Source organism: Nostoc sp., from assembly GCF_036919815.1.
Taxonomy (GTDB): domain Bacteria; phylum Cyanobacteriota; class Cyanobacteriia; order Cyanobacteriales; family Nostocaceae; genus Nostoc.
This window is the reverse complement of the sequence record NZ_JBALCE010000005.1, coordinates 53,677-72,450: the sequence shown is the minus strand read 5'-3', so window position 1 is coordinate 72,450 and position 18,774 is coordinate 53,677. Positions and strand designations below refer to the sequence as shown.

The window sequence follows — 18,774 nt, the reverse complement described above, 5'->3', positions numbered from 1 at the left end:
GGCACAATATACTTCTGATCCTCTTGTCCAAAGTTCGGCGTGGCCAGGAAAAACACCCTTTGAAATTCCCAACGGCAACAGCGAACTTTTCAACTTCTTTCCATATTGCCACAAATGTCGCCCAATGGTGCAAAATCATAACTGGGGAGTGGGGAGTCAGGACAGGAAAGAAAACTATCCTCTACTGATTATTTCTTTGCATCTTTTTCTGTCTGTGCGTCCTCTTGGTCAAGATTAATTTGAGGGGTTTGCAGTAGTCCTACAAACCGCCCCAACAATGAATTTACATTTGGCCAAATAATAGTAGTGGTACGTAGTCACAAATGCTTTTTTGGTTTCGTATATCTTCTATACGTGATTAATCATGTGTATCTAACAGAAGTTATACTCGCTATCAGCCTTGTTCAATCTTAGTACACTAAGTTTCCAGTACCGCGCAACTGACGCAAAGAATTTATACACAATGGACAGTCACATTTAAATAACTTGATTGCAGCATCGCTTTCCTCGTCAGTAAAATTCAACATGGCAACATTCTGATTTGATACTGATGTGGCAATGGTTGAGGAACGTGCAGATGAGGTATACGGTTGCTTTCTCTCTGAATCTCGAATGCACACAAAATCTGTTCCACCATGTGGGTTAGCGATACAGGTACGACCATCTTGTGTGTGCAGTAATCGCTGATTAGTACTAGCATGGGCAGGATGAAATACTGCCAGTGTAGACATCAGCGACACAAAAATTGAGGAAGTGGAAAGCAAATTCAGGATAATTTTTTTGTTCATAGATTCCTTGAGAAAACTGTCTACTAGCTTAGGGTATTCGATTCACTTTCAAACTTCAAGTGAATTTTTACTGAGAATAGCTAGTTTGACACTTGTTACCCAAGAAAGTTCCATATCTACAGAGTTTGATCGTAAATTAGGTGGGTATAAGTAAACATAATACCCAGAACCGCGACTTTTCGCCATGTCCTGAGCGTTTTATTGTGATCTACTTACCTGGTTAAAGTCTGCGTAGATGCGTAAGGTGAGGCAGCGCTGCACAGAGAAATTGGAGGGGTGGCTGTGGATAAACATTCTAACTAGGACTCGAAAACAGCCAGCTTGAAATAGTTTGCAATAACAGCCAAGCATTTAAACTCCCGATAACAATCGCTACTAACCAGGATAAAATCTGCAACGACCAAGGATTGACAAATTCACCCATTAAGGATTTATTACTTGTAAACATCACCAACGGCACTACGGCAAATGATAGCTGTAAACTTAAAATAACTTGGCTTAAAATTAGTAAGCTACTTGTACTTTTTTCTCCCAAAAACATAATTGAAATTAATGCGGGGATAATCGCAATTAATCTAGTTGATAACCTACGTAACCAAGGTTTCAGACGCAGATTCAAAAAGCCTTCCATGACAATTTGCCCTGCTAAGGTGGCGGTAAGAGTTGAACTTTGCCCGGAAGCAAGTAACGCTAAACCAAAAATTGCGCTGGCAGCATTCACACCCAATAAGGGAGAGAGCAATTTATAAGCATCTTGAATTTCTGCAACATCCTGATAACCAGAAAAATGAAAAGTGGCAGCAGCAATAATCAAAATTGCTGAGTTGATAAACAAGGCGAAACATAAAGCAACTGTGGAATCTATTGTACTAAACTTAATCGCTTCCCATTTTTTTTCAGATGTTGATTCCCAATCGCGTGTTTGCACGATTGCTGAGTGCAGATACAAGTTGTGCGGCATCACTGTTGCCCCCAAAATGCCAATAGCAATGTAGAGCATTTCTGGGTTCTGCACAATTTCTATTTTAGGAACATAACCTAATAAAACTCCGCCCAAATCAGGATGCGAAAAGATGATTTCTCCTGCAAAGCAGATACCTACTGTTGCTACCAACAAGATTACCAAAGCTTCTGTATAGCGAAAGCCTTTGTTTTGTAGCAGTAACAATACAAATACATCTAGGGCTGTTATACACACACCCCAACTCAGGGGAATGCCAAAAAGTAGTTGCAGCGCGATCGCACTTCCCAAAACTTCTGCTAAGTCACAAGCGGCGATCGCTATCTCACAAAGTACCCATAACCCAATGTTGACACGCGGGCTGAAGTGATCTCGACAAGCCTGTGCTAAATCTCGCCCTGTTGCTACTCCTAACCGCACACACAACGATTGCATTAAAATCGCCATCAAGTTGGAAAGCATAATCACCGTTAGCAACGCATAACCAAATTTAGCCCCGCCAGCTAAGTCAGTCGCCCAGTTACCAGGGTCCATATACCCTACAGATACGAGATATCCTGGTCCTCCATAAGCCAGCATCTTGCGCCAGATGCTTTTAGTGTTAGGAATCCTAATGCTGCGGTGAACTTCAGGTAGGCTAGGCTTCCTGATCGGTTTTTCTGGAAAGGGCATTTGTTTACACTCTCAATTTTTCATAATTCTGTCATAATTTCTGAAAAAACTGACCAGAATAGCTACTTTTCTAAGGTTATAAATCTTGAGATTCACTAGATATTAATAGAAAGATTCAACAATAAACCTAAATTTTATATTGATATAGATTCTCGTTCTTAAATTGTCAACTTGTAAAAACTTCTTTTTTAAATTACATTTGAGAACAAGCTCATCTCTCAAGTAACTTACTAGCCTCAACAGAAAAAATGAAGCAAAAACGACATTCAGAATCTTCAGGTTGTTCCAACTGTGAACATGACGAACACGAGAATCATAATCATGATCATAATCCTGATGAGAATCATAACCATGACCACAATCATGACCACGGTGGAGAATTCAATCTTAAAAATGAAGTATTGCCCTTAATAATGATTTTAAGTTTGTATGCGCCTGGTGTAATTTTTGAAAATCAATTACACAATACATTCTACTCGATAGGTGAATATCTACTTTTCATCCCTGCCTATTTATTAAGTGGATGGAGTGTTTTAAAAACTGCTGGGCGCAATATCCTCAGAGGGAGAGTATTTGATGAAACATTTTTGATGGCAGTAGCGACACTAGGGGCGATCGCAATTCATAAATTACCCGAAGCTGTCGGGGTAATGTTATTTTATAAAATTGGAGAATTGTTTCAAGATATAGCCGTCAGTCGTTCTCGTAGTTCCATCAAAGCTTTATTAGAAGTCCGTCCCGACTATGCCAATATCCAAATAGAGGGAGAACTCAAGAAAGTATCGCCAGAAACAGTAAATATTGGGGATATTATTATTGTAAAACCCGGAGAAAAGATTCCTTTAGATGGCGAAATTATAGATGGTAATTCGCAAGTTGATACATCTGCATTAACTGGAGAATCTGTACCGCGAACAGTGAGGGTCGGAGAGACAGTTTTGGCTGGGATGATCAATAAAATGGGTGTGATCAGCATTAAAGTAACAAAACTTTTTAATGAATCTTCCATTGCCAAGATTTTAGACTTGGTGCAAAATGCCAAAAGTAAAAAAGCAGAAACAGAAAAATTTATTACTAAATTTGCCCGATATTACACACCAATAGTAGTTTTTACATCTCTAGCAGTTGCACTATTACCTCCTTTATTCATTTCGGGTGCAACTTCTTCAGAATGGGTTTATCGCGCCCTAATTTTGTTAGTTATTTCCTGTCCCTGTGGGCTGGTTATCAGTATTCCATTGGGTTACTTTGGAGGTGTGGGAGGTGCAGCTAGACGTGGTATTTTGGTTAAAGGTTCTACTTTTTTAGATACTTTGAATGCAATCAATACAGTTGTTTTTGATAAAACTGGAACGTTAACGAAAGGGGTATTTAAAGTAGTAAAGATAGTACCATTAAATGGCTGGAATGAGCAAGAATTGCTGGAATTAGCTGCCAAAGTAGAATCGCACTCAAATCATCCCATCGCTCAATCTATCTGCAAGGCTTATGGCGGAAAAATTGATAAATTTGAGGTGAGAGATTATGAAGAGATCGCAGGTTATGGAATTAGAGCCAAGGTTGAAAATAGGGTAGTGATAGCGGGAAGCGATCGCCTATTACATAGAGACAAAATTCCTCATGATAATTGCCTAGTAGAAGGAACAGTTATTCATTTAGCAGTAGATGACATTTACGCTGGATATATAGTCATTGCTGATGAACTCAAAGAAGATGCAAGACTTGCTATTCAAGCACTTAAGAGAATGGGTGTAGAGAGAACAGTAATGTTGACAGGAGATAATCAAGCGATCGCTTCCCAGATTGCTCAACAGCTTGGTATAGATAGCTATGAAGCAGAATTATTACCTGAAGAAAAAGTTAATGCCATTGAGAAGTTACTCAGCACCGCCGGCAAGCATGGTAAAGTTGCCTTTGTTGGGGATGGTATTAATGATGCGCCAGTGATTGCTAGAGCAGATGTGGGCATAGCAATGGGTGGGTTAGGCTCAGATGCGGCCATAGAAACTGCGGATATTGTAATCATGACAGATGCACCATCAAAAGTGGCAGAAGCAATCCAAATCGCCAGAAAAACAAGGCAAATTGTTTGGCAAAATATTGGGTTTGCTTTAGCAATTAAAATTGTATTTATTGGATTGGGTATTTTCGGGATAGCGACAATGTGGGAAGCTGTTTTTGCTGATGTTGGAGTAGCAATGCTGGCAATTTTAAACGCAACTAGAGCGATGAAATAAAATTCTTATAAAATCGGGAATCTGTAATTGGGAAATTGTAGTAGTTAAACTATGAGTACTTCTCACTCATATTCTGCTACCCAATAATAGAACCTATGAATTCATCAATCAAAGGTATTGCTACAGTTACTTTAGCTTTACTGCTAAACTATTCAGCAAACCCAGCCTTTGCACTACCCCAGAAAATTAATCATCCAATTACTGTTGCTAAATCGCAACCATTAACAGACACCTTGATTGTTCCTGGCGAACGAGTAGGGCCGATAACACGCACAACCACTAAGCAAGATTTAATCAAACTGTTTGGCGCGTCTCATCTCGTTGATAAAACTATTTCTGGTGCTGAAGGAATCGGTAGTTTTGCAGCTACTCAGTTAAATCTAAATCAGGGGCGATCTTTACTGGTAGTTTGGAGTGATAATACTCGTACTAAACCTCTAGATGTGCGTAACCTGGGTTCAGCTTGTAAAACCCGCGAAGGTATTGGAGTGGGAACACCATTGAGCGAGTTACGCAAGAAATTAGGTGACTTTAAACTTTATGGATTAGCCTGGGATTATGGCGGTACTATTTTGTTGGATAGTAGCAAATTATCTCGCTATCAGGGCAAACTCATTTTACGAGTAGATGCTGCTCCCAATGCTTACGAAAAGTTCCCCAATAACTACCAAGCGGTGTCTGGAGATGCTACTTTTTCCTCCAGCAATCCTCACTGGAAACCTCTGGGAATTAGGCTAGCAGAAATTATTGTTGTATTGAATCCAAGTGAGTAGTGGTATGCTAAACATCAGTTTGCTTGCTAGGCCGTAGAGGGACTATGGAGACGACGTTCTTATACTAAGTCTGGAACTGGTAAATTACTGACAGAAGAAATTACATAAGTGACATCTCGTGTGGCAATGATGTTTCAGCTATTGAAACCAAACACAGTAAACCAGATTGCTAGATCGATAATCTGACTAGTCGTCTTGAGTAAAGATTATTAACTCAAAAAGTACCTGGATGTCCTCCGAGCAGCGTCTACAGCACAAAAGCCATGCACTACAGGAACATTATGATCTGCTAGCCGAGAAGCTAAAAAGGTTGCGTCGTGATTATGCGATCGCAGCAGATACTCTCATTCGCTTCCAATTAGAAAAGCAAATTGAACAAACTGAAGCTGAACTAAACGATTTGGATCAGCAGCTTAGTGATCTTGAACGAGCTTTATCTAGTGGAAGAGTGTATCGTGCTTTGTTAAAATTGGGTTATCGAGAGCAGACACGAGCATTTCGGAGATTTATTGAGACTCATTCAGTAGCAGCTTTTCTAATCCACGGTTCACTGTATTATGGTCAACGCTGGCTGTTGAATCGGTTAGTAGTACAAAATGTCCCCAATATCATGACGGGAAAAGTTGTACGAATTGAACTCAGTCGCATTGCTCGGAGAAGTGACAGTGCTGCTTTGTGGCGTGAACTTAGTGGTAGAGTTGGTCTGGGTAGGCAAAGCTCAATTCCTGAAATTGCCGAACGAGTTTATCAATGGTGGCCAACTCAGAGTGTCTTGTTAATTTTGTACGATGTCGATTGTCTTTCAGAAACTTTTTTGCATGAGCTGATCCAAGATTTCTGGTTACTATTAGCCACTAAAGTTAAGGCGGCTAGTCCGCAAGCGAGTCAATTCAAATTATTAATGTTCCTAGTAGATTATGATGGCTGCGTAGGTAGTTGGAATATTCCTTTTGTAGAACGGCTCGACTCTACCTGGAAGCCAGATAAGCCTGTGAAACTGTCTAAAATTAAACAATTTTCTGACACCGAACTGACTGATTGGTTAGAGCATGAGGCAGACGAACTGCCGAGTAGCCTGATAGACCAGATGGATGAAACGATACAGATCATACTGAAAAACAGTGATAATGGAATTCCAGAACCAGCTTTATGCGAAATTTGTCACCTGTCTGGCTGTAATTGGTATGACGAAGAGGAAAAATGGTTAAGGCTGTAGGTGGAAAACTTTTGGAATATACAGGTAAAGTGCAGCCCCAACTAGGAGAAAGGGGGGTGAACGGACAACTGTTATATCCCTATTTGCCTAATCCTGAACTGGTAGAAGCAGTCAACTTAGCAATTTACTTGGAACGTCCTTTACTACTGAAAGGTGAACCGGGATGTGGTAAGACTCAACTTGCAAGTGCAGTTGCCTACGAGCTAGGTTTGAATTTAGAAGCTTGGTATGTCAAATCCACTAGTCGAGGGCGGGATGGCTTGTATAACTACGATGCTGTCGGACGGTTGCGGGATGCCCAGCTAGCTGCTTCCGGTCGCCTGACAGCAGAACAAATCCAGAGAATTGATGACCCAACAGCTTATGTACGCTGGGGGCCTCTGGGACGGGCATTTCACCAAGAAAACTGTACTGTCGTACTAATTGATGAAATTGATAAAGCTGACATTGACTTTCCCAACGACCTGCTGCTGGAATTAGATGAGCAGCGATTTATTGTTGAGGAAACAGGTCAGAAAATTGAAGCAAAGGCAGCACCGATTGTTTTGATCACCAGCAATGATGAGAAAGATTTGCCAGATGCCTTCTTGCGAAGGTGCTTGTTTCACTATGTTGAATTTCCTAGTCGTGAGCGGTTGATACAGATTGTTAACGCTCTGTTTCCTGCTTCACCCCAAGCTTTGGTGGATAAAGCCATAGTTCGCTTCCTATTACTGCGAGAGGAAATGCGAAAAGATAAAGGAGAGGCTGGTAAAAAGGTAAGCACCAGTGAATTAATTGACTGGTTTCGCGTCCTGCGCCGTTATCCTCAAGATGAGGCTCTGGCAAAACTGGATGGTAAAATACCTTATGCTGGCGTGTTGCTGAAAAGTTGGGATGACCATATACGCTATTTGAGACAGAGCCGTGGACGTGAATGATTTGCCTTTACTGGAACTGTTCACTAAGTTGCGCGAAGCTGGCTTACCACTGGGTATTGATGAATATCAGTTAGTTTTGCAAGCCATGCAAGCTGACTTTGGAATTAATGATCAAGCTGCTTTGAAGCGTCTGTGTCAGACTTTGTGGGTCAAATCTGCTGAGGACAAGCAATTATTTGAGTCTTACTTTGAAGAGGTAATGAGCAGTAAGGCTGTCTCGCCAATGTCGGAAATATTTGTTATGCAATCTCAGCAGCCAAAGATTTCTCAGATTGGTGACTACATAATGCTGGGAATTTTCGGAGTTCTATTAGTCTTGGGTTTTGGACTTAGTTTACAAAAGCCTAACGAGACACAAAACCTACCCCCAACAGCACAGCTAAACGAGACACAGAACCTACCCCCAACAGCACAGCTAAACGAGACACAAAACCTACCCCCAACAGTACAGCAAGAAAAAAGTATCAATAAAAGCCAACCAGATTTGATTGCTTGGAGTGTGCTATCGATTATACGCTTGAGTTTTGTATATATATCTTTAAGGAGAGCCGCTCAATTCAAAGTTGAAGATGAGCGCACTGATCACCGTACTTCTTTTGCCAAACAAAATCTAAGTAAGTCTGTTACTCCTCTTCCTACATTGACACAGGTAATAGAAGATGAAGTGCAAGTAGTTCAAGCTGTGCTGCAAAATACCAGCAGAAATGAAGGGACATCTTACAGTCGTTTTATTCTGACCACTGAGTTTTTTCCTGTAACCGAACGGCAAATGAAGCAGATTTGGCGCTACTTGCGCCGCCCAGTACGTAAGGGACAACGCACAGAGTTGGATGTGGAATCAACGGTAAACCAAATTGGATTTCAAGGAATATTACTCGAACCTGTGTTGCTAGCGCGTCGAGTAAACCAGGCAGAACTGCTGTTATTAATTGACCAAGATGGCTCAATGGTACCTTTTCATGGGCTGTCGCATCGCTTGATAAAAACTGCTTTGCGAGGTGGACGTTTAGGCAAAGCTAGCATTTACTATTTTCACAACTGCCCTATAGATTATCTCTACCATGATTTTTATCATCAGGAAGCGGTATTAGTTAGTGATATTGTCACGCATATTTGCTCTGAGCGCACAGCTGTATTGATTTTCAGTGATGCTGGTGCTGCTCGTGGCGATTATAGCGAGGAACGTTATAAATCAACAAAAAAATTTATTACCCAGTTGAAACAGCGGGTGCGTTATATTGCTTGGCTTAATCCTATGCCGAGAAAGCGTTGGATAGGTACAACATCTACCGATATTGCCAGTGTTGTACCTATGTTTGAAGTCAGTCGCCGAGGTTTGCAAGATGCTATTGATGTGCTACGCGGTCGCCCTACGAACTTTGAGGGGCGGAGAAAATGAGCAAAATTAGCTTAGAAGTGAGCAAAATTAGCTTAGAAGTTGCCAACCGACGCATTGAGTCTTGGGAAAAACGCTTTGAAAAACGCTTTGGAAAAGCGTACTTATATTTGGCATATCATGCTGCTTTTCCCTTAGCACTCACACCCGATATTTTATATCGTCTGTGGGCTAACTTCCAACAAGATATTCATGGTGAAGTACTAGGAATCCCTTGGGTAGCGGTAGCGGATCTGCTGCTTTCTAGTCTTTGCGATGAAGTTGGGCATGAACTTTACGAAATGGATTTGGCAGTGCGAAATGTGCTGTTGAAACTATTACAAGAAGATGAAAAGTTTGGTCAACAGCGGATTAATGAACTGTCAGATTTTTTGCTTGAGTATGTACGGCAAAGGCTTCAAAATGATGATCCCGATATTAAAGACTTAGCCCAGGCTCAACAGTGGACAGCTTTAGCATACACACAACCTTGGAAAGCAGCTCGTGAGCTGGCATTGGCATTCTCAAAATTGGATTTTAATAATAAAGCAGAACTGATAAGAATCGTCTCATTAACAGAAATATTTGCACAGCCATTAGCTGAATTCGATCCGTTACTGAGTTATGCACGCGGAATGGGAAAGTTAGCCCGTGGCAATTTGGAGGCTGCAACAGTTCAGTTTGGCAAAATCCTGGAAGGAGGAAACAAAATACGGGTTGCTGGAGTTGATTTACCTATTCCCGAAAAGATAAAGGCAAATTTTCCAGAACAGTTCAAAAAACTTACAAACCATAAAAACACACTAAAAAGAAGTAGGTTTTTCTCACCAGTGTTTCCATCTGTATTAGCTTTGGGAATTCTGGGAATGCTGATTGGAGGCAATATAGTATATTTTTTATTCAAAACAGAATCTATACGAAATTCATCATGTACTAAAGATACGTATAGTTTGAATGACAGAATTAGCTTGGGTGAAGAAATTTTATTAAAACAACAAGATACGAACCCAGATAAAGAAGCTGGAGTTCAAGCATTTTTAGAGGGTAATTGTCTGCTTGCTATTGATAAGTTCAATTCATCCCGTCAAGCTAATCCTACAGACCCAGAAACATTGATTTACTTAAATAACGCTAAGGCTCGTCAGCAGGCAGAACACGTTAAAATTGCTGTGAGCGTACCCATTGGTACAAACCCAAATATAGCAAAAGAGATGCTACGCGGTGTGGCTCAAGCTCAAGATGAGGTGAATAAGAGTGGTGGCATTAATGGTAAAGCTTTAGAGGTTGCGATCGCTAATGATGATAATGATCCAATTGAAGCTGTACAGCTTGCCACTCGGTTCGGCAATGATACCAGCATCTTAGCTGTCGTGGGACATAATTCTAGTAATGCTTCTCTCGCCGCAGCCCCAGTGTATCAAAAAGATGGGTTAGTCATGATATCTCCCACCAGTTATGTCCAAAATCTTACCAGTATTGGCAATTATATCTTCCGCACTGCTCCTAGTGTTAAATCCATAGCAGATAGCGTCTCTAATGACGCCATTAAAATAGCAGGCAAAACCAATTTTCTTATCTGTGTTGATTACCAAGGGATAGATAATCAGTCGTTTAACAATGAGTTTGTTAAAGCGATAAAGGCTGCTGGCAGTCAGATTAATTCTACAGAGTGCGATATTTCTGCCCGTGACTTTAACCCTAGTGCTGTCATTTCTCAAGCTGTACGTAGCGGTGCTAATGCCTTGGTGTTAGGTGTTTATGTAGACAAAATAAAGCAAGGTCTAGCGGTGGTACAATCTAATCAAGGGCAGTTGACTGTATTTGGTAGTCCTACACTTTTCACTGACGAAACCTTAAAGGAGGGCAGAGGTATCAACGGACTGATAATCTCTGCACCTTGGTATCCCGCAGCATTTCCTTATAACATCTTTCCCCAAAAAGCCCAAGAACTTTGGGGTGCAACTGTCAGTTGGCGAACAGCTACGGCTTATGATGCAACTTTGGCGATCATCGCAGGTTTACAACGAACCAACAAACGCGATGAATTGCAAAAGGTACTGCACAGTCCAGATTTTTCAGTCGATGGTGCAACGGGAAAGATTCAGTTTTTAGCATCAGGCGATCGCAAAGACAATCCCATCTTCCTAGTCAAAGTTCAACAAATACCTGGCACTGATAAATATGAATTTGTACCGATTCAACCTTAAGCGCAACGCAAACGATATAATGCTTTCACAGATTGCTTGTTGTCAGCCTTCCAAAGTAAAGCAACGGTGATTAAGGATGGCTATGCACGTATTTTTGATGTTTTAGTTTACTTGTTTGACCAAGTGCCAAAAAGAACATCAGAGTCGCAGCATCCGTTTGTAAATAAAGTGCTGGGTTTGGGCGAGAATTTTCCCCTTTGCTATTACGCTGGTGGAAGTAAATTTTTCTCTGGTGAAACAGCAACTATTGAAACTAGCCCAATTCCTCCTAGCTTAACTCCTGGACAACGACGGCAATCGCTTAAAACAATCACATCAGCAAAGCGCGATATCTGGCGACAAGCCGTTTCACGTCTAAGCACCTCCCCACAAGTTATGGAGTATAAAAAGCGCTGGTGAAACACCTACTGAAAGCGATCGCACATCCCCACAAGTATATAGAGTATAAAAGGCGATCGCATTCCTCACCCACCCGATGACAAACCAAGCTTTTACCAACGGTTATGCATTACTCATTGGCGTAGGTGCAGATTTACCAGTCACAGTCAAAGATGCAACAGCTATACAAGATATACTGATTGATAGCGATCGCGCTGCCTATTGTCACACTGCTAACCGAAGCCTCTACAACTCCGGTCAATATCCTCGCAGCTTTTGACCAAATTATCACTCAGGTTAATCAGATTCTAAAGCATCATGCAAACCCAATGCTACGATGCAATCATCAGTTAATAAAACTTTTATGAGCTTAGTTATCCCAGACGAACTTCTCAAAATCAGTGGTCTTTCAGAAGAAGAATTATGGCAGGAAATTGTAATTTTGCTTTTTCAGCAAGATAAAATTAGCATCGGCAAAGCCAGCAAATTAGTTGGAATGAATCAACTAAAATTTCAAAAAATTCTAGCTAATCGCGGTATTTGCGTACACTATGATGTGGCTGAATTTGAAGAAGACCTCCAGCACTTGCGTGAAAAAGACTGGCTATGATTGTAGTCAGTGACACGTCACCATTGAGTAGTTTAGCCATAGTTGGGTATATATCTCTTTTGGGAGAGATATACAATACAGTAATAATTCCTGAAGCAGTTGCTAATGAATTAGCAAACACAAGTGATGAAGATGAACGAGTCACAGCCGTACTTTCTTTGGATTGGATTGAAATTCGACAAGCTACTGATCAAGAAGTAGTTGGAAGGCTTCAAAATGAACAAAGACTTGATTTAGGAGAAGCGGAAGCAATAGCCCTGGCGCTCGAACTCAATGCAGACGAGTTACTTATTGACGAACGGCTTGGTAGAAGAGAAGCCACTAAATTAGGAGTCCCAATAACTGGATTATTAGGGATTCTCTTGGTAGCCAAACATAGAGGTTTAATTCCTATCGTCAAACCAGTGATAGATGATTTAATGACTGAAGCGGGTTTTCGAGTCAGCATTCAGCTTTATACTGAGATTTTGAATGCAGCAGGAGAATATTAGTAGCATAAAAATTTCACGTTTACACACTACTCACTAGCATATAGAGTATAAAAAGGCGATGTCTAACGACAAGCTAGCAGCTACGCATTCTTCACCCACTGTATGACAAACCAAACTTTTACCAACGGTTATGCATTACTCATTGGCGTAGGTGCTGATTTACCTGTCACAGTCAAAGATGCAACTGCTATACGAGATATACTGATTGATAGCGATCGCGCCGCCTATCCATCAGAACAAGTCACACTGCTAACCGAAACCTCTGCAACTCGGCAAAATATCCTTGCAGCTTTTGACAAAATCATCGCCCAGGTCAATCAAAATCCTGATGCAACTGTCATCATTTACTACTCTGGTCACGGTGGACGCATCCAGCGCACCAATGAATACTTCCTTGTACCATTCGGCTACGACCCCAGTCAACGCACAGACACAGCTATCTCAGGTGTAGAATTTACCCAAAAGATTGAAGCAATTACAGCGCGTAAACTCGTAGTTTTATTAGATTGCTGTCATGCTGGTGGCGTTCCAGCTTTGAAGGAACCAGGAGAAACCTTTGTAAAATCACCCTTACCGCCGGAACTGTTAAATGTGCTAGGAACGGGAAGCGGTCGAGTTGTGATTGCTTCCTCACGAGAAGACGAATATTCTTACACGGGTCAACCCTACAGTGCTTTCACAGATTGCTTGTTGGAAGCTTTGCAAGGTAAAGCAGCCGTGAATAAGGATGGCTATGCACGTATTCTTGATCTTTTAGTTTACTTGTTTGACCAAGTGCCAAAAAGAGCATCAGGGCCGCAGCACCCGTTTGTAAATAAAGTGCTGGATTTGGGCGATAATTTTCCCCTTTGTTATTACGCAGGTGGAAGTAAATTTTTACCTGGTGAAGCAGCAACTATTGAAACTAGTCCAATTTCTACTAGTTTAACTGCTGGAGGGCGACGGCGATCGCAACAAAAACTAGACGCACTTCAGGCAGAATTTGACATCCGCAGCGAGAAGTTAAAGCAGATGAAGAAAGCTGTAGCAATTGAGGCTGGTACGGCAGTCAAGTTTCAATTAGAACAGCAACTTATTGATGAAGAGGCAAAGCTGGCAGATCTTAGCGATGAACTTGATAAAATTGAGTCTGCATTGAGATCATAAGACTTGTGTAAATATACAGTTAATTCGCAGATGGGAATCAGGATTTCCTCACCCAGAAAACAAAGAAAATAGAGATATTAAGTTAATTGGTGTTTGTTTATACTATTTCAAATTTTTGTAGTCGTTATACTCATGACTTAGGTTCTACCTGGGAATTAGGAAGTGGCTTTGCCACTTCTTTTTATTGATAAGGTAGGTCAGTAAAAAATAAATTAAAAGTTAAAAGTAATTTCGTTGAACTTTTAACTTTTATTAATTGTTACACCATTTCACAAAATTTCTGCTATATCAATATTGGTTGGGGCGTATAGCTATACGCCCCAACCAATATTGATTTGTTGCAAAGATTGTTGACAATAGTTATGATATAATGTCCGTTTAATTGACCAAGTAGTTTGACAGAATTATGGTCATATAGACATGATATTATTAGTCATTACTCATTGTATCTTGCCATCTCTCACGTTTGGGCTTGCTCTCCACATCGCGCGATCGCGCTTCTTGCCAAGTCCCCCACATTAGGGATTGCTGTTTTTCAACATGGTTAATAAACTGCATGATTGGCTGATCTACTTTGATGGGAGTTTTCAAATCAAACTGAATTGTTTGGAGTATCTTGATGTCACCCATGAAAAAGTACTTACCTGCAATCTTGGTCAGCCATAACACAATTCGATTGCATAACCAACCAAAAATTCCTTTACGTTTCTTAGTGATCAACATGATTTGACCTTCAGCTTTTCCCCCTTTGTGGAGGCGAACTGCTAACATCGTGTGGACATGGAAGAAATCGGGGCCAAGTGTCGCAATGCTAATGCTACCGTACCAATAGCAAATACTGTAAGTTATGGCATTTTTGTAGAAAAGACGGATGAGCTTAATGAAAGAGGAATTGTCTTTGATGGGTGTAGTGTTAGTGAAAATAATCGCATTCTCGTTCAGTTCCTGTCTTTCAAAAATAATTTCTATTGGCAGTTTGTGAACTGTATTGAGGTGTTGAGCATCAATGGGGTTAATCATCACCACGTTGGGGTGACAGTTCATCACAAAGTGAGAATGGATGGCGACATCACACTCTTTTTGTTCCAACTCTGGAACAAAAGGTAAGGGTTGTTGTGGTATTTCTCCAGTCCAAACCCAAATCATCCCGTACTTTTCAGCAGTAGGCCAAGTTTGTAACTTTAGGGAAAGTGGCACATCTAAACATGGGATATCAATACACATCCCTTCAGCATCAAACTTCCAGTGGTGGAAAAAACAACGTAGTGCATTACCCTCAACTTTGCCTTCAGCAAGGTGAGCGCCCATGTGGGGACAGTAGGCATCAAAGGTAACTACTCTTTTATCTTTACCACGGTAAATTACTAATTCTCTGCCCAAAATCGTGACAGGTTTTACTTCACCCACCCGCAGATTTTGAGAGGGTATTACCCAATACCATCCCTCAATAAAACGCTCTGGATTATTAAAGTTTTTAGGTTTACGGGTTGAGCTAAAAGTCTGCGAGTTGAGATTCATTTTTATAGTTTCACTTGAAGTGAAGCAGTTGATCTACAAGTAACATGGGAATTTAAAAAAAACAGTTACTTTCAGTACCATGAGAAAGAGTTACCCAATAAATGGATAAAATTAATCAGATAAATTGTTGGAAAAATATTATTAGGAATGTTAAAATTATGACAATCCAATATCAGCTAAACTAAGCTGGTGTCCATTTAGAATAGATATTTGAAAAATGAAAACTTCGTAAAATCTCTAATTAGATAAAAACTTCAAGTATTTACGCCAATATTTTGCTAAACTCTGAAACGATTTAATAATTAATAAAATATGTAATAATAATTACAAGAGTTAGGAAAATCTCCCGTGTTAACTCAAGATAAAAAACTGCTTTTAATTGGTCAGGTAACAGATTTAAGCGGAATCCCCATTAGGACAATTCGTTATTACGAAAGTTTAGGCTTAATCAATTCATCAAGACGAACAGAGGGAGGCTTTCGCCAGTTTTCATTGGATGTGCTAACTCGTCTAGCATTCATTAAAAGGGCACAAAATCTTGGTCTTAGCCTAGAAGAGATTGGAAATATTCTTCAGGTTTATGACCAAGGGCAAGCTCCCTGTGGTGAAATCAAAGATAAGCTCGAAGATAAGGTCTTGCAAATTGATCAACAAATTGATCAGTTGTTAACTTTACGCTCTGAAATAGAGGGATTACTTTCAGGTTGGAAGAATATCAGCGATCGCCATAAGGATACGATTTGTCCGATCATTCAAAATAAAACTTAGGAATAAGAATTAAATAATATACAATTTATGTCCCTGGCTTACCTCACCCTCAATCCCTCTCGTTATAAAGGAGAGGGAAGCTAGAGACAGGATGAAGTTTTGCATTTTATTTAATTCACGATCCTTAGTGTGTGTAGTTCACGACTTAGAACTTTTATAGAGAAGAAACCACCATAACTCTAGTCCAATTAAGGCTAAACCTGCGATCGCAACACCAACTTTTAAGCCCAAAGGTTGCTCAATATGATTAAATTGGCTGGTTTGCTCTGACGAGTGGGCTGGCATTTTTGCTAATGTTACGCCTGATGTTACAGTGAGAAGCACTAAAGCTGTAAGGCTTCCCCAAAGCATTTTTTTACTGAACATTTCCTAAATTAACCTACAATTATGAGATAGCTTTTGGTTGAAAGTTACGCAATCTTAGAGCATTGCTAACAACAGAAAGCGAAGAAAGAGCCATCGCAGCTCCGGCGATAATTGGATTGAGCAACCAACCAAAGATGGGGAACAGAATTCCAGCCGCAATCGGAATACCAATGACGTTGTAAATAAAGGCAAAGAAGAGATTTTGCCTAATGTTATTGATGGTGGCGCGACTAAGTTGAATTGCTGTCACAATTCCTTGCAAATCTCCAGAAATTAGGGTAATATCGCTAGCTGCGATCGCTACATCTGTTCCCGTACCAATAGCAATTCCCACATCAGCCTGTGCTAGGGCTGGCGCATCATTTATGCCATCGCCTACCATTGCGACAATTGAGTGGGGAGTGGGGGAATAATAATTGTTTGTTTGCCGCCTCTGCTTCCCTATCTCCCCTTGCAAAGATTGGATAATCGCCGCCTTTTGATCTGGCCGGACTTCGGCAAAGATTCGCTCGATGCCAACTTGTCTTGCGATCGCTTCGGCAGTTTTACGATTATCTCCGGTCAACATTACTACTTCTAAACCTAACTTCTGTAATGCTTTGACTACTGCTGTTGATGAAGGTTTGAGGGCATCGGCAATACTCATTATTCCTTGGAGTTCGCCATCTACAGCAATCAAAATAGCTGTTTTACCAGCAGTTTCCCAGGCATCTTTATACTGCTGAAGACTGATGGTGTTAATTCCAAGTTCTGTTAACCAGCGTTGTGTACCAATTTGCACAAGCTGATTTGAAACAACTGCTTGCACACCACTACCGGCGATCGCTTGAAAGTTCTTTGCATCTATTAAACTCACCTGTTGAGACTGGGCGTATTTCACCACAGCTTCAGCTAAAGGATGCTCAGAATTTCGTTCTACCGTTGCTGCTAACTGTAAAAGCTTGATTTCATTACCATTAGCTGTGCCGTTGATAGTCACAAAGTCTATAACTGTCGGTTTCCCCTGAGTCAAAGTGCCAGTTTTATCCAAAACAATGGTTTTAATTTTGTGCGCTAGTTCTAAGCTGTCCGCACCTTTAATCAAAATGCCATTTTCTGCACCTTTGCCCGTCCCCACCATTACAGATGTGGGGGTAGCTAAACCCAAAGCACAAGGACAAGCGATAATCAGTACACCTACAGTTGTCGTTGTTGCTAGGGTGAGGTTGCCCGTGAAATTAAACCAAATGACGAAAGTGGCGATCGCGATCGCAATCACAGCTGGTACAAACCATCCTGTAACCTGATCTGCCAAGCGCTGAATTGGTGCCTTAGAACCTTGCGCTTGTTGCACTAGTTTGACGATTTGAGCCAAAAACGTATCATTTCCGACTCGTGTCACCCGAAACTGAAATGCACCCGCACCGTTAATTGTCGCCCCAATTACTTCATCTCCTGGCTGCTTTTTGACTGGCAAACTTTCACCTGTCACCATCGCTTCATCTACCGTTGAAGCACCTGTAATCACTTCCCCATCTACCGGAATCTTCTCACCAGGACGCACCAAAATCACATCGTTGATTCTGACTTCGGCGATCGGAACATCAATTTCCTTACCATCACGGATTACTCTAGCATCTCTAGCTTGCATTCCAATGAGTTTGCGGATAGCTTCAGAAGTTTGCCCCCTAGCGCGATTTTCCAACAATCGCCCCAACAAAATTAAGGTAATGACAATCGCAGCAACTTCATAATAAACATGAGGAATCAAGCCCTGAGCAATAAAAAATTTCGGGAAAACAGTGACAAACAAAGAATATAGATACGCTGCACTTGTGCCCAAAGCAATCAGCGTGTCCATTGTCGCCGTATGGCGCTTGAGGGATTTCCAGCCATTCCGGTAAAAAGATCCACCACACCAGAATATGACAGGTGTTGTCAGCACTAACTGTATCCAAGGATTTTGCAGGAAACTTGGAATCAAGGGTAAATTTAGCCCAGTCATCATGGGCAACGATCCCAAAAATAGGAAAATGCTAATTACACCTCCCACCACTACCTTGAGAGAGAGTTTGCGTTGTAATGCTCGCCTACTAGCTTTTTCGGCATCATCTTCTTCGGAGAGTATTTCTTTTTGGAGTGAGTCAGAAGAGTATCCCGCAGATGCGATCGCAGTTTGAATTTTCTCTAAACTCGCTAGAGAGCGATCGTACTTGATAGTAGCTTGTTCTGCTCCAAAGTTAACGTTGCAGTCAATTACCCCAGGAACAGAGCGGATTGCCTTTTCGATGTTAGTGGCGCAAGCGGCACAACTCATTCCTCGAAGTTTAAGTGTGAGAGTATCCATAACTAGATGAACCCCTGTAATT

General features: G+C 41.0%; 17 protein-coding genes. 12 read left to right on the top strand and 5 right to left on the bottom strand.

Going from position 1 to position 18,774, the window contains the following annotated elements; translation table 11 throughout:
- Positions 1-410: 410 nt before the first annotated feature.
- Both V7K15_RS01195 and V7K15_RS01190 read right to left on the bottom strand, forming a co-directional pair.
- Entirely contained in the window at positions 411-788 is a 378-nt protein-coding gene (locus tag V7K15_RS01195) for a hypothetical protein (RefSeq protein WP_334902273.1), read from the bottom strand.
- Between the two features lie 295 nt (positions 789-1,083).
- The gene (locus V7K15_RS01190) at positions 1,084-2,421 is read right to left on the bottom strand and encodes an Nramp family divalent metal transporter (RefSeq protein ID WP_334902271.1); all 1,338 of its coding nucleotides are present in this window, start codon (positions 2,419-2,421) and stop codon (positions 1,084-1,086) included.
- A gap of 248 nt (positions 2,422-2,669) precedes the next feature.
- Here V7K15_RS01190 and V7K15_RS01185 point away from each other — a divergent pair, with 248 nt between their 5' ends.
- From V7K15_RS01185 to V7K15_RS01135, 11 genes are all read left to right on the top strand, one after another.
- Entirely contained in the window at positions 2,670-4,658 is a 1,989-nt protein-coding gene (locus V7K15_RS01185) for a heavy metal translocating P-type ATPase (RefSeq protein WP_334902270.1), read from the top strand.
- A 95-nt stretch (positions 4,659-4,753) separates the two neighbouring features.
- Positions 4,754-5,431 carry a hypothetical protein gene (locus tag V7K15_RS01180; protein WP_334902268.1) on the top strand — a complete coding sequence of 226 codons (678 nt, stop codon included), beginning with the start codon at positions 4,754-4,756 and terminating at the stop codon, positions 5,429-5,431.
- Positions 5,432-5,660: 229 nt separating this feature from the next.
- Entirely contained in the window at positions 5,661-6,647 is a 987-nt protein-coding gene (locus tag V7K15_RS01175; RefSeq protein ID WP_334902266.1) for a hypothetical protein, read from the top strand.
- Positions 6,632-7,567, top strand: a complete 936-nt coding sequence (locus V7K15_RS01170) for an AAA family ATPase (RefSeq protein WP_334902264.1) — start codon at positions 6,632-6,634, stop codon at positions 7,565-7,567. The genes V7K15_RS01175 and V7K15_RS01170 overlap by 16 nt, the downstream gene beginning before the upstream one ends.
- A complete protein-coding gene (locus V7K15_RS01165; protein WP_334902262.1) occupies positions 7,554-8,966 on the top strand; it encodes a hypothetical protein in 1,413 nt (470 codons plus the stop codon). The genes V7K15_RS01170 and V7K15_RS01165 overlap by 14 nt, the downstream gene beginning before the upstream one ends.
- The gene (locus V7K15_RS01160) at positions 8,963-11,149 is read left to right on the top strand and encodes an ABC transporter substrate-binding protein (protein WP_334902260.1); all 2,187 of its coding nucleotides are present in this window, start codon (positions 8,963-8,965) and stop codon (positions 11,147-11,149) included. Before V7K15_RS01165 ends, V7K15_RS01160 begins: the two co-directional genes overlap by 4 nt.
- Before the next feature lie 39 nt (positions 11,150-11,188).
- A complete protein-coding gene (locus V7K15_RS01155; protein ID WP_334902259.1) occupies positions 11,189-11,548 on the top strand; it encodes a hypothetical protein in 360 nt (119 codons plus the stop codon).
- A 76-nt stretch (positions 11,549-11,624) separates the two neighbouring features.
- Complete coding sequence (locus V7K15_RS01150; protein WP_334902257.1) at positions 11,625-11,807, top strand: hypothetical protein; 183 nt, start codon at positions 11,625-11,627, stop codon at positions 11,805-11,807.
- Positions 11,808-11,891: 84 nt separating this feature from the next.
- Positions 11,892-12,137, top strand: coding sequence for a UPF0175 family protein (locus V7K15_RS01145; RefSeq protein ID WP_334902254.1), 246 nt, complete (start codon positions 11,892-11,894; stop codon positions 12,135-12,137).
- Positions 12,134-12,628, top strand: coding sequence for a DUF3368 domain-containing protein (locus V7K15_RS01140; protein WP_334902252.1), 495 nt, complete (start codon positions 12,134-12,136; stop codon positions 12,626-12,628). Before V7K15_RS01145 ends, V7K15_RS01140 begins: the two co-directional genes overlap by 4 nt.
- 102 nt (positions 12,629-12,730) lie before the next feature.
- A complete protein-coding gene (locus V7K15_RS01135; protein WP_334902250.1) occupies positions 12,731-13,774 on the top strand; it encodes a caspase family protein in 1,044 nt (347 codons plus the stop codon).
- Positions 13,775-14,203: 429 nt separating this feature from the next.
- Here the strand turns inward: V7K15_RS01135 and V7K15_RS01130 are convergent, their stop codons facing one another.
- The gene (locus V7K15_RS01130; RefSeq protein WP_334902248.1) at positions 14,204-15,292 is read right to left on the bottom strand and encodes an aromatic ring-hydroxylating dioxygenase subunit alpha; all 1,089 of its coding nucleotides are present in this window, start codon (positions 15,290-15,292) and stop codon (positions 14,204-14,206) included.
- Between the two features lie 348 nt (positions 15,293-15,640).
- Here V7K15_RS01130 and V7K15_RS01125 point away from each other — a divergent pair, with 348 nt between their 5' ends.
- Positions 15,641-16,060 (top strand): heavy metal-responsive transcriptional regulator, encoded by a 420-nt coding sequence (locus V7K15_RS01125; RefSeq protein ID WP_334902246.1) that lies wholly within the window; start codon positions 15,641-15,643, stop codon positions 16,058-16,060.
- A 138-nt stretch (positions 16,061-16,198) separates the two neighbouring features.
- On the opposite strand, the gene V7K15_RS01120 is transcribed toward V7K15_RS01125, so the two are convergent.
- Together V7K15_RS01120 and V7K15_RS01115 are read right to left on the bottom strand one after the other, a co-directional pair.
- Complete coding sequence (locus V7K15_RS01120; RefSeq protein WP_334902245.1) at positions 16,199-16,426, bottom strand: hypothetical protein; 228 nt, start codon at positions 16,424-16,426, stop codon at positions 16,199-16,201.
- Positions 16,427-16,445: 19 nt separating this feature from the next.
- Positions 16,446-18,752, bottom strand: a complete 2,307-nt coding sequence (locus V7K15_RS01115) for a heavy metal translocating P-type ATPase (protein WP_334902244.1) — start codon at positions 18,750-18,752, stop codon at positions 16,446-16,448.
- Positions 18,753-18,774 lie beyond the last annotated feature (22 nt).

Bases quoted from the DNA above. Each gene is read 5' to 3' on its own strand.
- V7K15_RS01195 (WP_334902273.1), bottom strand. From the start codon at position 788: ATGAACAAAAAAATTATCCTGAATTTGCTTTCCACTTCCTCAATTTTT.
- V7K15_RS01190 (WP_334902271.1), bottom strand. From the start codon at position 2,421: ATGCCCTTTCCAGAAAAACCGATCAGGAAGCCTAGCCTACCTGAAGTT.
- V7K15_RS01185 (WP_334902270.1), top strand. From the start codon at position 2,670: ATGAAGCAAAAACGACATTCAGAATCTTCAGGTTGTTCCAACTGTGAA.
- V7K15_RS01180 (WP_334902268.1), top strand. From the start codon at position 4,754: ATGAATTCATCAATCAAAGGTATTGCTACAGTTACTTTAGCTTTACTG.
- V7K15_RS01175 (WP_334902266.1), top strand. From the start codon at position 5,661: ATGTCCTCCGAGCAGCGTCTACAGCACAAAAGCCATGCACTACAGGAA.
- V7K15_RS01170 (WP_334902264.1), top strand. From the start codon at position 6,632: ATGGTTAAGGCTGTAGGTGGAAAACTTTTGGAATATACAGGTAAAGTG.
- V7K15_RS01160 (WP_334902260.1), top strand. From the start codon at position 8,963: ATGAGCAAAATTAGCTTAGAAGTGAGCAAAATTAGCTTAGAAGTTGCC.
- V7K15_RS01150 (WP_334902257.1), top strand. From the start codon at position 11,625: ATGACAAACCAAGCTTTTACCAACGGTTATGCATTACTCATTGGCGTA.
- V7K15_RS01145 (WP_334902254.1), top strand. From the start codon at position 11,892: ATGAGCTTAGTTATCCCAGACGAACTTCTCAAAATCAGTGGTCTTTCA.
- V7K15_RS01140 (WP_334902252.1), top strand. From the start codon at position 12,134: ATGATTGTAGTCAGTGACACGTCACCATTGAGTAGTTTAGCCATAGTT.
- V7K15_RS01135 (WP_334902250.1), top strand. From the start codon at position 12,731: ATGACAAACCAAACTTTTACCAACGGTTATGCATTACTCATTGGCGTA.
- V7K15_RS01130 (WP_334902248.1), bottom strand. From the start codon at position 15,292: ATGAATCTCAACTCGCAGACTTTTAGCTCAACCCGTAAACCTAAAAAC.
- V7K15_RS01120 (WP_334902245.1), bottom strand. From the start codon at position 16,426: ATGTTCAGTAAAAAAATGCTTTGGGGAAGCCTTACAGCTTTAGTGCTT.
- V7K15_RS01115 (WP_334902244.1), bottom strand. From the start codon at position 18,752: ATGGATACTCTCACACTTAAACTTCGAGGAATGAGTTGTGCCGCTTGC.